The organism is Vibrio sp. 10N.222.49.A3 (assembly GCF_041475145.1).
In the GTDB taxonomy this organism is placed as follows: Bacteria; Pseudomonadota; Gammaproteobacteria; order Enterobacterales; family Vibrionaceae; genus Vibrio; species Vibrio tasmaniensis_A.
The window spans coordinates 1-15,521 of record NZ_JBFRVM010000020.1; the positions used below are offsets into that span (position 1 = coordinate 1).

The 15,521-nt window shown below is 42.3% G+C and carries 9 protein-coding genes, 1 tRNA gene and 1 pseudogene; 6 read left to right on the forward strand and 5 right to left on the reverse strand.

Annotation, left to right across the window (positions count from 1 at the left end; translation table 11 throughout):
* Positions 1 to 362: 362 nt before the first annotated feature.
* A tRNA-Leu gene (locus AB4589_RS03170) sits at positions 363 to 447 on the reverse strand.
* A gap of 195 nt (positions 448 to 642) precedes the next feature.
* Between AB4589_RS03170 and AB4589_RS03175 the strand changes: the two are divergent.
* Positions 643 to 738 (forward strand): annotated as a pseudogene (locus AB4589_RS03175) (RDD family protein); the annotation flags it as partial.
* A gap of 140 nt (positions 739 to 878) precedes the next feature.
* Here the strand turns inward: AB4589_RS03175 and AB4589_RS03180 are convergent.
* The 4 genes from AB4589_RS03180 to AB4589_RS03195 all read right to left on the reverse strand — a co-directional run bounded on the left by AB4589_RS03180 (position 879) and on the right by AB4589_RS03195 (position 4,135).
* Complete coding sequence (locus AB4589_RS03180) at positions 879 to 1,397, reverse strand: hypothetical protein (protein WP_372099308.1); 519 nt, start codon at positions 1,395 to 1,397, stop codon at positions 879 to 881.
* Between the two features lie 113 nt (positions 1,398 to 1,510).
* Positions 1,511 to 2,239 (reverse strand): TIR domain-containing protein, encoded by a 729-nt coding sequence (locus tag AB4589_RS03185; protein ID WP_372099310.1) that lies wholly within the window; start codon positions 2,237 to 2,239, stop codon positions 1,511 to 1,513.
* A 217-nt stretch (positions 2,240 to 2,456) separates the two neighbouring features.
* Positions 2,457 to 3,275 carry a restriction endonuclease gene (locus tag AB4589_RS03190; protein WP_372099312.1) on the reverse strand — a complete coding sequence of 273 codons (819 nt, stop codon included), beginning with the start codon at positions 3,273 to 3,275 and terminating at the stop codon, positions 2,457 to 2,459.
* A gap of 269 nt (positions 3,276 to 3,544) precedes the next feature.
* The gene (locus AB4589_RS03195) at positions 3,545 to 4,135 is read right to left on the reverse strand and encodes a helix-turn-helix domain-containing protein (protein ID WP_372099314.1); all 591 of its coding nucleotides are present in this window, start codon (positions 4,133 to 4,135) and stop codon (positions 3,545 to 3,547) included.
* 143 nt (positions 4,136 to 4,278) lie between these two features.
* Between AB4589_RS03195 and AB4589_RS03200 the strand changes: the two genes are divergently transcribed.
* The 5 genes from AB4589_RS03200 (at position 4,279) to hhe (ending at position 15,420) form a co-directional block, all read left to right on the forward strand.
* Positions 4,279 to 4,917, forward strand: a complete 639-nt coding sequence (locus tag AB4589_RS03200; RefSeq protein WP_372099316.1) for a hypothetical protein — start codon at positions 4,279 to 4,281, stop codon at positions 4,915 to 4,917.
* Positions 4,918 to 4,966: 49 nt separating this feature from the next.
* Positions 4,967 to 5,590 (forward strand): hypothetical protein, encoded by a 624-nt coding sequence (locus AB4589_RS03205; protein ID WP_372099318.1) that lies wholly within the window; start codon positions 4,967 to 4,969, stop codon positions 5,588 to 5,590.
* Positions 5,590 to 7,422, forward strand: coding sequence for a helix-turn-helix domain-containing protein (locus AB4589_RS03210; RefSeq protein ID WP_372099319.1), 1,833 nt, complete (start codon positions 5,590 to 5,592; stop codon positions 7,420 to 7,422). Before AB4589_RS03205 ends, AB4589_RS03210 begins: the two co-directional genes overlap by 1 nt.
* 31 nt (positions 7,423 to 7,453) lie before the next feature.
* Positions 7,454 to 9,421: a DNA polymerase gene (locus AB4589_RS03215; protein WP_372099321.1), complete on the forward strand. Its 1,968-nt coding sequence runs from the start codon at positions 7,454 to 7,456 to the stop codon at positions 9,419 to 9,421.
* A gap of 503 nt (positions 9,422 to 9,924) precedes the next feature.
* A complete protein-coding gene (gene hhe, locus AB4589_RS03220; RefSeq protein ID WP_372099323.1) occupies positions 9,925 to 15,420 on the forward strand; it encodes a DUF4011 domain-containing anti-phage protein Hhe in 5,496 nt (1,831 codons plus the stop codon).
* Positions 15,421 to 15,521 lie beyond the last annotated feature (101 nt).

Sequence of the window (15,521 nt, forward strand, 5' to 3'; positions counted from 1 at the left end):
CTTCTGGTGCAGATCAACCCTATCAAAACGATCTTCTACTCAAACCAGAACCACATTAAAAATTCATAGCACCGTAAAGTCACCATGGTCGCACCATGGTTCTTCAAGCTCACAGCCCTTGGTGATACTGGCTTGCGAGATTACAGAAGTTTGCATTTGTTGGATTTGCTAGGATTCCTTTGAGCACAGAATCAGCATGTGATGAACCATATATGCACCATGGAAGAAAACTCAAGGCTGATAAAGAGAGTCTATTAGAAGGGAAATAGAGCTGATAACAAGAAAGGAAAACTGAGCTAAGCTTTTGATTAGCCTAGATACAACAAAGCCCCGACTTTCGTCGAGGCTTTATCATTTAAATATGGTACCGGTAGGCGGACTTGAACCGCCACGCCCGAAGGCAACGGATTTTGAATCCGTCGTGTATACCAATTTCACCATACCGGCATTATCTTGGGGCATTGCCCTTTCGATGTTTGGCATTATACGTATGCGAACTGATGTGGCAAGTATAAAAACTTGAATTCATGTGTGTTTGCCGATAATTTCGCCACTAAGTCATAAGCTGTGCGTCATGTCTCTTTTCACGCCAAGCCTTAGACTATATTCTGACGCCTAAATTTTTGAAGAAGTAATAACACCATGACATCAACAAACACAATGCCACCAGCAGGAGTAATGCGCCGACTTGGTGCCTTGTTCTATGACGCCCTTATCGTAATCGCTATTGAAATGATGGAGATGCTACCGCAGAGCTGGCGACGATATTGATGCACCATATATAGACCATAAACACCCCTCCAATCACTTCAACACACTACCTCTTCAAAATCCCGTTGCCTTCGGGCGTGGCGGTTCACTGTCAAATAACATGCGTATTACAAACTTACCTGGTCTATTCCTGTTGCTCTATTGTTAAGAAATGTATCGATAGCATCAATCATCAGTTGAGCATCTTCCAGCTTTCGAGTACGAAGGATATGTATTATTTTACTTCCATCTTCTCGGTAAAGGGTGACAACATACCATTGCTTAAATTTTCGAGTCCAATCTAGTAATTTAACATCGGCTATTTCATCATAATATACTCGTTCTGACTCTCGACGTGTTTTTGTAGAAGAGCTGGAAAAAATAACGCCACTAGAAACATTATTGTATGGATAATAACTAGCACTACTAACCCCACTCCCATGTGAGTAAGTACCAAAGTCCCAACCAAAATAGTGCTCGGTAATGACAAAGTAGTCCGGTTTCCAAGCCCGGTGTTGAGTCATTACCATCTTATCAATTAGCATTGGGGCTTTTTCAACAGGAACAGTATTAGACTGATAAGCTATAGGAGTTGTTCCACATCCAACTAAAGTGCTTAAAAATAGTAAAACTAAAAAAATACGCATATCACCAACGTCCTTTCTAAAGATTTCCATTTTTCACCAAAGGTAAAGTTCCATAGCGACGAAGGAGCAAAGCCAATTGTTTTTTCCTTGTCTAATAGCTTGTTATAAATCACTTAAAAATAAACCTGTTCGTAATGAAATTTGAATACATTACTACCAGTAATATCAATTTTAAACGCAGGATTACGCTGAAAAATAGTAGGAAGTAGCCTTTTAGTTGAACCAAGCTCAAGTTTTAGATGATTATCAATATCGATATACTTAATTGCTTTCTCCTCTTCAGCTTCAGATGTTAACCAAGCTTCTAGAAGAGCAATTTTGTCGTTTTCATCGTAATTATCGTGGTCATTTGCAGGAATTTTGTGACTTTGCGATTTTTGTTCATTATGTATACCCTGTAAATTCATAGCCTGTCTGATTTCATGGCATGCAGGTCCTAAAGAAGCCGCAATTTCGGACCTAGCTCTCGTACCAGAGTATTTTGCTGGGGTGACACCTACTAGATCAGTCGGAATATGAAAATCAATGTTATCTGGCATAACAATAAAACAACGCCTTTTCCCGAGTTTCCCTATAAAAAGACCTAGTTCAAAAATTACGTTGTCTCTTACTGTTTCACTTACACTTCCACGCATTTTAGTTTCATCGTCAGGGCTAAAAACAAAAATACCAAAATCAGATGAATTTAGCGCTTCCGTAATTGAATCTAATGGCGTAACTGAAAGAGAAAAAACGCCCTGACTCCAAACAGTAAGGTCTGCATCATGCTGCAAATTTACTTGCATTGAATAGGCTACATCAAGTCCTTCAACAGATGATGCAACAAATACTTTAGGTTTCAAATCCTCACCTCTGATTATGATTCATAACATTTTTTAATAACAGGCCAGCTCGTTTTCTGCTTACCTAGCTTTAACTCAAACCGCCACAAGATAATAAAACAAAATGCATATATATCATATTCCGCACTCTGCCTTTACGTAAAAACAACCTTGAGTGATATCACCTTTTAGCAATGCTCGTTATCTTTGATTAAGAACAACCCCAATCCTATACTTATCAATCACAGGTGTACCGACACTTCGGATAAGTCGAACAGCCATAGAAACTCTTACCCGAATTAACTCCCCTTTTAGCAACACGCATCACAAGCCCAGATTGGCAACTAGGACAAACTCTATGTTCAACTGCCGACACTCTTTTAGGTTCAGGTATTGCTGGTTTATTCAGAAAGCTGCGTCCATCTTCGACCATGTGGACCAGCTCACTGCCATTAAACAACCACAAGCGCTTATCAACAGCAAAGGCAATTGCTTCTGAAGTAAAGTCGCCTGATGTAACAATAATCATCTTACTGGCATTGTTTGCGATCATGACACCGTACATTTCTCTTAGAACTTGTACGCCAACCTTACGAGTCTTCCAGTGCTTACATTGTACAAGACTTAACTCCCCCTCTTTCGTCAGCCAAATATCAACGCCGCCATCAGGCTTCTGAGAGAAAGACTGTTTGACCTCATAACCTTGAAATTTAAAGTATTCACCGATGTAGCTTTCAAACTCTATCCAACTTAAGTCATTCAACGGTGAAGTGTTCTTGTGCGTTTTAATTTGGGAGGTAGTCGCTAGATAGTTTTGCCTTCGTTTGTACTGTTTAAAGAACGCTATAGGTGCAGGAAATAAAAATAGAAAGGCGAAATAGGGAGCCATTAAGGGGAGGTTAGGCGCTACAGCATTGAAGATAAAATTATCACTACCAGCGGCTAAGCTAGGCAACAGATACGAAAGCCCTAGATATATAACACCTGCGAGCAAAACACTAAGCCACCATGGAGCGTCCATTAAGTGCCATATGATTCCATCTTTACGTCGTGCCATCTCACTCTCGGCCAATAAGCATTTAAGTGCATTAAAACACAAATGACAGATAGTGAGAATAATAAATAGCTTCCGGCACCCAGCACCAAATTATTACTGCCTAATCCCCTGATTGGCTTAGGTTGTTCATAACACAGTTACAGAGGCTCAAAGACGGTTCAATACGTCTTATCTCATAGGTGTGTTAACAAAATTATCGCTAAAATGGACACCAAACCTATAAGGTAATCTAATTAGGCTTCGCGTCCACTTTACACGCAAGCTTGCGTCTACTCTTTCGCTCTATCTTCGCCGAACGCTTCGTCCCAATGCCCCGCCTGTAGCTCAACATCTTCTACATGGCCAAACTTGTCAGCAAACAAAAGCTTAGCATGTAACTCATGCTCTTGCCTTTTAGCTGCGATTTGTTGATCAGTTAGGTCTTTATATTGCTTTAAGCTCTTTTGTTCACGGGTCCACTTGTTATTGAGAGCCGTCGCCTTTTCCTCAATCCAGTTGTCTTTACGCACTACATCTTGTTCAATTGGTAATGCTTCTGTCACGACTTGATACCGCGCACTTATTAGTTCTTTCTTCTTGTGGTCTACATAGATAAAAAGCTCTCCTAATGAAAGCCCCTTGGCTTCACACAAGGTATGGAGTTGCGCGATGTTAAATGCTGAACTACCACTTTCCAGACGAGAATAAAACGCTCCTTTAACGCCCAGTAAATCGGCATATTCTGCTTGTTTGGTTTTAGTTTTAACTCTTTTCGTTAAGCCTAAACCCAACACAAAATCAGTGCCATACATTCTTAAATCTTTTACCGCTTCTGATATCAGCGTAAAGATACTTACTTTTCCCACGACCTTTGACTTCATACTTTCCCCTCTAACTCACAATTGAAATTTTAACGCTACAGGAATTTTTTTTCAATTATTTATTGACATCACTGAGTCACAAGTCGTAACCTTGAAGCCTGAAAAATTTACCTCGCAGTTATAATTTCAAAATGGAGATTAATATGAATGACAATCTAGAAACTATGGTTACGGATGAAGGCACCTCTAACCAAGAGTACCTCTTGCACGGCAAACGCATAGGCTATTTGGCGACTTGCTTAGCTTACAACCGTAAAGAATTACCACTGCATTATGGCCGTTTGTTTACGGAAAATGAGGATGTCTCTTACAGTGATGGAGGGGGAACACCTATTGCCGTCATGACGGTACAACGCGTAGCAGAATATGAAAACAAAGGCGATGAACACATTGAATTCTATTTCAATGAAAAATTACATTTAGCCTCTAACACCATTAGCCGTGAAGGCGACGTGTTAACCATTGATACCGTTCATCAATTAGGTCACGCAAGAAAGATATTTACCTGCACACATGACTTAAGCACCACTCAAAGCATACCTAATTCAGTTTATGAGGCAGTGGGCTACGCAAGTAAAGATCTACCTTTTTACCACCCGCATGCCATCGAATTCTTTTGTGCCTCCACTTTTTCATTGGCCAGCGAATGCTTCGACTGCGTTGATTTTGCTGACGGTCAGTCATTTTACTTTGATGCTGAACATGCATTAACCAATGATTTTTCCCAATCAGATACGTGGGGTCACCTGATTGATGCGCTAAAGCAGATTGATACGCCTTAATCACTCAAACACAAAACCCCCCTTTAAAAGCAACGTAGAGAATAAAAGCATGACAACTGAACAAAAAACAATAAGCAATCACGGTCGTAACCAAAGCGGTACCTTTGATGACATTTTCGGTGGTAACACAGCCAACCAACCTATATTTACTAAACCTGAGGCCCTATACCGTTCTCGTTTAGATGACAATGGTTCCGCTTTATCATTTGTAATGAATGTTTTTGAGAAGTCCTATTTTCACTACATTGATACACCAGAAGAAAAAGGATACATACAGTGCAATGGCGAAAACTGCACACTGTGTGAAGCTCAAATCAAGTTAGACCATCACATACTTACACCTGCCTACAATTTTATCGAAGAGCGCATGGAAATACTCGCGATCCCCCCAACACTAAAACCAACCTCATTAGCACCGCAATTAAAGCCGTTGCTTAATAAAGGAGGCCTATTGGTTAATATTGTCAAGAAAGGTTACCACTATGAAGTAACGTCTAGTGATATTCCGGCGGGCATTGTGATTGATAAAGACAAGGTTATGGAATTTAAAGAAGCGTACGACAAGAGTGAGTTCGCTCTCTCTGACATTTACCAAATCAGAACAAATGAAGAACTAGAAACTATCCCTCAAATCGCAACACGCCTCATACTTAAACGCGGTCGTGTGGCCTAATGCAAACAAGTAAGACATTAATTAGCGGGGCTAAACGCCTCGCCGATTTCAGAAAAGAGAACGATGCTGGAGTCATTCTTCAGCATTGTTATAACCACCAGCATGTAGTCATCCGTTGGCAAGTAGGCGTGGGTAAGTCCTATAACATGGATCTAGTTATTGAAACCGCTATTCGCCAAGAGAAGTACGACCTTGTACTTGTCATGGCTCCTACACGAAAAATCATAGATGAACGTAAATTCATCCAAAAGCCCCCAAAAGATATCGAAGTTATCAATATCCGCCCTCGCCCAGCCAACCTGTGCGGCGAAGAACGAAGCAAAGCATGGCAAGCCTATGAGGCCCGTAACCTAGGTCATTTAGGAAAACGTCACTGTTGTGAATTGTGCCCCAAGCGCGCTGAATGCTTTTGGCCTAGTCAATATGGTAAAGATTTACAAAACAAGCAGGTTGCTTTTGCTACTCAAGCTCACCTTGAGCATAACCCATACTTCATTACTCATGTAAAACAACAAGCGAAAGCCGAAAGAGTGCTAGTTATCTTTGATGAGGCCAATGTCAGCCTGGCGAATTACAGCCGTACACTTTCACCTACCTCCATACAACAGTTGATAGAAGCAACAGATCAATCTGCTATATCCCAAAAATGCAAAGCCACTCTTGGGCACTACTTGAATTGCTTACTCAGCGCACCAAGTGAAGATTTACAAGATACTAGCGCATGGCACTTCCCGCGCATTGATGCCAATGAGATGACGCAGATATTAACCGTAGGTGATGCTATTTTTGGTGAGTCATTTCATAACATTATTTATGACTTGCAAGCTTTCGGCTATTCCATGGCTGAATCCCGAGAAAAGTTACCTAATGGTGACATCCATTTTCCAGCCCCTCCTTTCACCTCTGATAGTGATGTTCTGTTGTACAGTGGTACCACTCACCTATCCATTTTGAAGATGCGTTTAGGTATAGACTTTTACTCACCATACGAAACTTATGAGTTTAAAGGCGAAAGCTCTACGTGGTTGAACATTGCATCGGCCATTGGGGCTAGTTCTAATTTCATTAAAAACGCACCTCAAATCCTTGATGTCTTTACACAACTCACGACTAAACGAATTCAGGAAGGTAAGCGAGTACTACTAGTATCGAAGAAAGCTCATGTTGATTACTGCGTCAAAACAATGAACCAACTGTTAGTGGAACAAGGGATCAATAATGTCCGCATCATACACGGTGAGCATTACACAGAAAGCCCTAACGTGACTTTAGTACCCGTTATTCACTATGGGGTTATTGGTATCAATCAATACGAAGGGTTTGATTGTTGTTACTGCCTTAATAGCTACTATGTAAAGCAAGATACGCTGAGTAATTCAGTTCAGGACTTGCGTTCTAATAGTGAACGGATCGATGTCGCCATAACCTATTCAAAAAAACCACGCCGACGCTATGGCATCGTAGCCGATGAACAATTTCGCTTTACCGATGTAGCAGAAGTGGCTAACCCTATGCTGCAAACCTTAGAAATGGGGACGGTTGTTCAAGCTGTAGGTCGTGTTCGTCCATTTACCCAAAACCGTGAAATTATTACATTCCAGAGTAATGATGCTCTTGCTACGACCTACGATAAAGAATTCTCTAATTTAGCAGAATTACGTAAGCACTTTGGACTAGTCACAAAGCGTAAGCGCAGCAGTAATACGACGGCTGATAATGTTATAGCTCTCAGTGCCAAAGACCTCAAACAAACAGAAATAGCCAAGCTTCTCGGTATCAGTGTGCGGACAGTCCGTCGTTATCAATCCAAAGACGTTGCTTGCCCCAATTAGTTAGACTGCCCCAATTATCAAGGAAACCCCAATGAATTTGCTACCAGGAACGGAACGACACCTTCAAACAAATAAACCTAAAAGAGAATCAATACCTATTTTGCCTAGAGGTACTCACTTTACCGATGGACAAACCTCGCATATTGATACGTCTAATGGACTAAACGCCCTCATAGACTTAGCACTACAACTGCCTATCAGCCACATTAGTATTGATTGTAAGTATACCTACCCTAAAGCACCTGTCACTTTGCCGAATGGTTACGATAAATACGATATTTCAACGATTAAACCTACTCAACTATGCTTAACACTGTGTACAGGCGACACTGTTTCCATGGAACTGCATACTTTCATAATCAACTTAGAGTCGAACGTTGAAATTAGCCACTTACAAGCACTGTTTGACTTACCCGTCATATTTACAGCTTACAACGCTAATAGTGTCCTGCATTGCCTCTGGCGCCTAGGGCTCAACGAGCCACATCAAATATGGGATATTTTGATTGCAGAAAAAGCACGATACCTAGGACTTCATCAATTAAATAAACATCATGAGTTTGATGATTTATCATCGAAAATTGATGCTCAAGAATCCTTTACGCAAGAGCGGAAAGACTTCTATAGCTTAATCGCCACAACAACTCGCTACGGCCAAGATAGTCCCCCATTAGAACAGACTGAAACGACATGTGTGGAAGTGGCTAAGCTATACATCCTGCAAGTTCAAGCTGTGGTTATTCAGGGTATTTATAACCATTTATTAAACGTAGAAATGCCTTGGATTATTACCAATGCGGGTATGGAAAGAAACGGTGTACTTGTTTGTCGAGAGCAATGTTCCAAAATCTTGAAAGGTACGAAAGCAAAACTGGCACAATGGCAATCAGAGCTTGCAGCTTATGGTCTCATCAATCCAAGCAGCCACGATAACAAGGTTACATTCTTTAATTCATTAGGGTTGCTGCACCACTTCAAGGATGGTTGCGATTATAGCTTTCAACGAGAGGCATTAAGTACTAACTACAATTTGCACCCCACCATCAGACTACTAGCCAAGTACACCAATATGGTATCCATTTCTAAAGACGTCATATTTCAACCGGGACTCGTCGGAGGGAGTGGTCGCATTCACCCTATACATAAGCACCTCGATACCGTAACAGGCCGACAAGCAACAATGGCTCCTAACCTCCTAGGGTTACCTGCAGTTCTTCGCCCCATCGTTGTTGCACCTGAGGGATATGGTATTGGTGAGGTTGATCTTGCTCAGATTGAGGTGGCGATAACGGCTGCTGTGTATAACGATAAAGACTTAATAAAGAAGTACAATGCAGGAGATTTATACACAGCATTAGCTCAAGAGTTCTATTTAGATGAACTACCAATGGAGTTCCAATCCTGTACGCCTGATATATTCAAAGAACACCACAGCGATAAGCACAACGTGATGAAAGAGTGTACTTTAGGGCTCATTTATGGAATCACAGCCTACGGCTTATCTAAGAAACTTAAAGTTCACGAGGTTAAAGCCCAGCAGCTAATGGATAAGTTTCTTGATATGTTTCCTACCCTTGGTAAGTCTATGGATTTAGCACCACAATATGGTTTTATTCGTGGCTATGTGAGTACAGCAACGGGTCTACAACGATTACGTCCCCAAGATACTGAACGTAACCGCAAAGAAAAGAATTGGATGGTCAACATGCCAGTGCAAGGCACTGCTGCAGCCTTGTTTAAAATCGCGGGTAATCGCCTACATCAGTTATATAAGCGCCATAATGCTAAGTTGATTGTCGCATTACATGATGCTTTTGTGTTTGAGGCACCAACAGAAGAATTAAAGGAAGTTGCGAGCCTGACGTCTCAGGTAATGATTCAGGTCATTCAGGAGCGCTACCCTCAACTAAACATCCGAACAGACATCAATACTTTACAACCTAAATGTTGGAATAAAGATGGCAATGTGAACACCATTGAAGAGTGGTTGAACAAGTGAATAACTAACTTAGCTTTGCCCAAAGACCTGTTACCAAGACAGGCTTAGCAACAATACGGATTCTGTTAAGTACCGAGCAAAAATCACCTCTATATCATTAGATTAGTTTTTCCTAACCTAACAGTCTGGTACTTTTGCCTATAAGTCAAATTGATTAATAGACGAGTTGAATAACTTCCTTCCTAGGTGCTTTGGATGTCAAACAGGTTTAAACAATACAAAATTGATGAATTGGAAGATTTTGTTGAGCAGTATAAATGTGACCATAAAACGTTAATAGAAATTGATTCTGAGTTAGCGAATAGGCGCCATAAGCGTAGAAATACTGAGCTGAGAAGTCATATAAAGAGTTTATTGGCGGAGCCACGGCTAAGCAATGTATCCCGAGAAAATCAGACTATCCTGCCAACCACAGAAACAAACATACCCCCTTCTTCAAGTAAAAAAACGGTATCTTCAATGTCGAATAGACACTCCACTATGCAGAAAATAACTCGCTCATCATGAATCGCGAAACACCAATCATATACCCAGATAACTTTTTGGTTTCTGCTTTTGAAGGTATGCGTCAGAAACTGCTAGATATTTCTGGTGGGCGGTCTCGTTTGTTAAACCTCGACCAAAACACTCGCTCCTTCGTGCGAATTGTTGATGAACTTCCGAATGAGCTTGCGAAGCTTATTCTGTCAGAGAAGTCGATGCTGCTCACTCCAATTCCAGAACCTAAGCTAAGTGAGTTGATTGAGCATGGTTATTTGGAATGGAATGAAGAAGAAGGTAAGCATATTCAGTTGAAAAAGGATCCTGACGCTAAAGAATGGGCAGGAGTCCTTGGTATCGATAACAAATTCGAATTGCCTAACCATTTAGAACAAGCGATGGATGGCAGACACACAGACACTAACTTGCAATCAATGCTTTTTGAGGCTCAATTGAATGTGGCGGTGAAGAAGCTAGCCAGAGAGGCGAAAACTGCCATTGATGAAACAGGGAATAACATTCTCTTTTTATGTCTTGGTTTTTTGGAGTGGGTTGATCAGGCCGAGGGGGGGAATAAGCGTTTGGCGCCACTTTACATGTTACCGATTTCCATCACTAAAGATTATTGTAATGGCGTTGCGGTCTATAAGATCAAATACAACGGCGAAGACATAATTCAAAACCTGATTTTACGTGAAAAGCTTCAGCAAGAATTTGGGTTAACTCTGCCAGAGATTGTCGATCCCGACAATGAAGATAGATTGCTGACCCCAGAAGAGTACTATAAAGAAGTCAACGAGCTGTTGGCCAGAAAACAAAACGATGTCGTCGTGAGACGTTGGAAAGTCCGCCGATTCGCAACCTTGGCAACGCTGAGTTTGGGGAAACTTCTGATGTATCGCGATTTAGACCCTCGGAATTGGCCTCAAGGTGAAGGTAACCTATTAGAGCATGACGTGATTCAGAGATTCTTCCAAGATGGATTTCATATATCCAGTTCTGTGGGGAGTACTAATAGCTATATACTTGACGAAGTTAAGAACCTTCATGAAAGCTACCCAATGATCGAGGATGCCGACAGTTCACAGATGAGCGTGCTCATTGATGTGCTGAATGGTAAGAACCTGGTTGTCGAAGGTCCACCAGGGACCGGTAAATCACAAACTATCACCAATATCATTTCGGCAGCATTATCTCGTGGAAAAACCGTTCTTTTTGTGGCTGAAAAGCAAGCTGCCCTTGACGTGGTAAAGCGGCGTATGGATAAAGCAGGCCTAGGTGACTTTTGTCTAGATTTGCACAGTGACAAAGCACAGAAGCGGCTAGTACTGGATGATTTTAAGCAGCGAATTTCAAACGGACCGACGTTCTATCACAACAATAGTCAGTACGTTCGTGAACTTGAGCGACTAGAGAGAGCTCGTGAGAGACTGCAGAACTATGTTCAATTGATTAACCGGGAGTGGAAAAGCACCGGGCTTACTGTTCATGAGATATTGATGGCAGCCACTCGCTATGAAGCGGAAGTCGCGCCATTGAAGTTCAAAGATATAGCGCCAGAGGACGTGACCAGTGAATCATTCAGTAACGCTAAATTGGATGAGAAAGTTGAGCAGCTTGAAGTCTTTTACAACTATCTGAGCCTTGTCAGCAAACAACTACCGGAAGAGGGAAACTGGATCTCTCACCCTTGGTTTGGGGTGGCGAATAAAGCGCTTTCGGGTAATGACCCTGACGAGGTTATTGATGAATTGAAGGACTGGAATTCTCGCCTGTCTACTTGGTGTGAACACGTCGTCACGCTTTGCCAATCATACGATGTCCCATTAAGTTGTAATGGTTCACTTTATGATGCAGAGTCATTAATTCAAGACTGGAAGACAATACCCTTGCCTCAAGGGCGCGTTGATCTTCAGGCTTTTAGTACTATGACTTCTAACCACATTCAGCAATTGGATGAGTATCTATGTCGCCATAAAGACTTGGCATCTTCTTATCTGAATATGAAAGATACCTTTACACGTGAGGTCATCGAGAACACAGATCTCATTGAAGATATCGACCGAGCCATCCGACAATTAAGTGCATTGGGAGTGGCCCCCGAAACAAGCTTTGATGACATTGCCCGAGCATTATTGAAACTGAATGAGATGATCGACTTATTCAATATAATTCAGGGTTCACGCGCTGAGCTTATTACGCATCTTCCTGATGCCTCGCTCTCTTTGCTCGGTTGCCAATTATCAGGTCTGAAAGAGCTGGAAACTTTCATTTCATTGGCCGCTGTACTGCCAAAGCAATATATTACTAACAGATCTCCTTTGTTTGATAACGAGGCATTGGCTGGATTCACTACCGATTTCATTGATGAACATACCCGCTTAATCACTGAACATGAGGCACTCGAAAAGGTGATCTCAACAGATAAACTACCATCGGTTGAAATGTTACAACACTATGCTGCTGAGTTAGCTAACACAGGACTCTTCTCTTGGTTAAACCCCTCCTGGAGAGAAGCGAAAAAATCAGTTTCCGCGTTTGTTAAGTCGCCAAAGTTCGATGCAAAAAAGATCGCACCGATACTGGAGAGTGCAGCGGACTGGTTAGCGAGATCTAATGGTTTTTGCGAAGACACAAGAAACAACCAGCTATTAGGTGCCTACTTTCAAGGGTTGAATACCGATGTCGAGCTGGTGGCGACAATGGCACATTGGTATCAGCGAGTGAGAGTCGAATATGGCATTGGTTTTGGCAAGAGAGTGGCGTTAGCACAAGCCTTGTTTTTAGTACCAACAGACGTGTTTCGTGGTGTGCAAAATCTTTATCAACAGGGCTTGGTCAATCACTTGGCGTCGTTGCGAAAAGAGTGCGACAAACTGTCTTCTGTCTTCACTGCTGCTGATTGTTTGGCGAATTCTGAGTCAGACTGGTCTGCTGAACCCAACCCTTTACGTCAAGTTCAAGGCCAGATAACTGAGTGCCTGAGAAACTGTCAGCAGTATCTGGTGAATACGCAAATCTCGCAAAATGAGCTTCATAAGAAAATCCATGAGGGTCAATCGCTCAGAGAACTTCGCAGGGTGATTGAGGCGACGGATATTTGCCATCATGTTTTCTCTACAGAGCTTGAACTTACTCCACTGGATACGGGAGCAACGCCCACATCGTTCAGTGTTGTTGCTGATACCGTCAGTTACGCCAAACAGGTGAGTGACGGCTGTAAAAATGAACACATTACATGGTTGATCAAACGTCAAAACAATGTGTCAGATATTGATCTTATACGAGACGCGGGAGCTAAATTGGCGTCTGAGCTTGAAACGGTATGGAAGACAGAGACTGTGTTTTTAGCATCGATAGGAAGTGAACGGAACAACTGGCTGCAAAGCTGCGGCCCTTTCATGGCTGACGTAATTGAACGTAATAAAGCTGCCGCTCAAAACGGTCCGTGGTTGGACAGTTGGATCAAGTACCTGTACGCAAAAGAACGCATGGAATTAGGAGGTTTTAGCCTTCTTAATGAGTTCTTGAGCCAACATCGTCGCTCGATTGATTACGCAAAAAACGCAATGAAATTTGCAACATACCATGCATTAGCGAGAGAGATTTATCGGGAGAAACCGGAATTGTCGCAAATGTCTGGTCATGAGCAGACGGCTATTCAACAGCAGTTCTCGAAATATGACGAGGAGTTAAAAGAGTTACAACGCAGGCGAGTCGCAACGTTAGCGGCAGAGAGAGATATACCACAGGGTAAGCGTGGAGCCAAAGCGACGAGCTACACTAGCAATGCCTTATTACAACGTGAAATCGAGAAAAAAACTCGCCATATTTCAATTCGCAATCTGGTGACACGCGCGGGCGATGCCATGATTGGTCACAAACCTTGCTTTATGATGAGCCCAATGGCGGTGGCGAAATACATACCACCCGGAGCCCTTAATTTTGACATCGTTGTGATGGATGAGGCGTCTCAGGTTAAACCACAGGATGCTCTGAGCTGCTTTGCCCGCGGAAAACAAATTGTCGTCGTTGGCGACTCCAAACAACTTCCACCAACCTCGTTTTTCGAAAAATCCGTAGCCAATGAAATTGACGGTGATAGCGAAGAGACTGGCGTTATTGGCGAGGCAGAAAGCATACTGGATGCCGTTAGTGCTTATTTCGATAAGCGTCAGTTAAGGTGGCATTACCGTTCTCGCCATGAAAGCCTCATTGAGTTCTCGAATCATAAATTCTATGACGGAAATCTTGTGGTCTTTCCTTCGCCATGGGATCAATCGGAAGAGTATGGGATTAAATTCAATCACGTCGGGGATGGCCGATTCATTAGTAGTGTTAACCAGACAGAATCTCATGTGGTGGTCAAGGCGATTAGAGACCACTTACTCCATAAACGGGAAGAGAGTTTGGGCGTAGTTGCGATGAACTCCAAGCAAAGAGACATGATTGAAGCCGATCTTGAAAGTGCTATTTCCAAAGATGCACTTTTACGAACAGCGTATATGAAAAATATGGAAAGTGAAGATCCATTATTCATCAAAAACCTTGAAAATGTGCAAGGGGATGAACGCGATGTTATCTATATATCCTTTACGTATGGCCCCCAGGAGAAAGGGGCTTCAAGTATTCCTCAACGTTTTGGTCCGATAAATGGCACCAGTGGTTGGCGCCGATTAAACGTATTGTTTACACGTGCAAAAAAACGTATTCAGGTATACAGCTCAATGACGGCAGAACAGATTGTACTAAGCGAATCTAGCAGCCTTGGCGTAAAATCGTTAAAAGCCTACCTCCAGTTTGCGCAAACTGGCCAACTTATTGGCCAAGATGGAACCCAGCAGGGAGAGCCCGATCGTGACTTCGAGATTACTGTAATGAGCGCACTTTCCAAGCATGGTTTTGAATGCGTACCTCAAGTAGGTGTCGCAGGCTTCTTTATTGATATAGCCGTAAGAGACCCAGGTATGCCGGGTAGATACTTGATGGGGATTGAGTGTGATGGTGCAACGTATCATAGCAGTAAATCTACACGAGACAGGGATCGTGTGCGCCAAGGTGTCCTTGAGAGGCTCGGCTGGACGATACGACGAATTTGGTCGACCGATTGGTTTAAACATCCAGAAGCGGAATTGAAACCCATAATAGAAGAGTTGAAAGCGCGTTCGACACCAGTCCAAGCGCTCGTTAATGAGGAGCTAAATCTTGAGGAAATAGAATCATCGACAACTACCTGCTCGGATACTGATTTCAAGGCAGTTGAGAGCCTGAAAGATGCTTTAATTCGTTATCGAGATCATGTCATTGGCAAGAAATATCCGGAAACGGCTCCGAGCGAGAAGCTACTGCGTGCCGACATGATAGAACGTTTTATTCTTGAGCGACCAATTACACGAGATGAATTCTCATTAGATATCCCCGCGTATTTGCGTGAAAACACCTGTCCTAAAGAGGCTATGGACTACCTTGATGATGTTTTAGAAATCATCTCTGATTATGAAACTGTTACGTTGACTTAGAACTGCTCAACTAGGTTTTTTATAACTTATTTTGTCCAAAAACAATTCAGCAACACTGTTCACAAATAAAAAGCGGACTCGAAACCTTTAAATTTATTAAC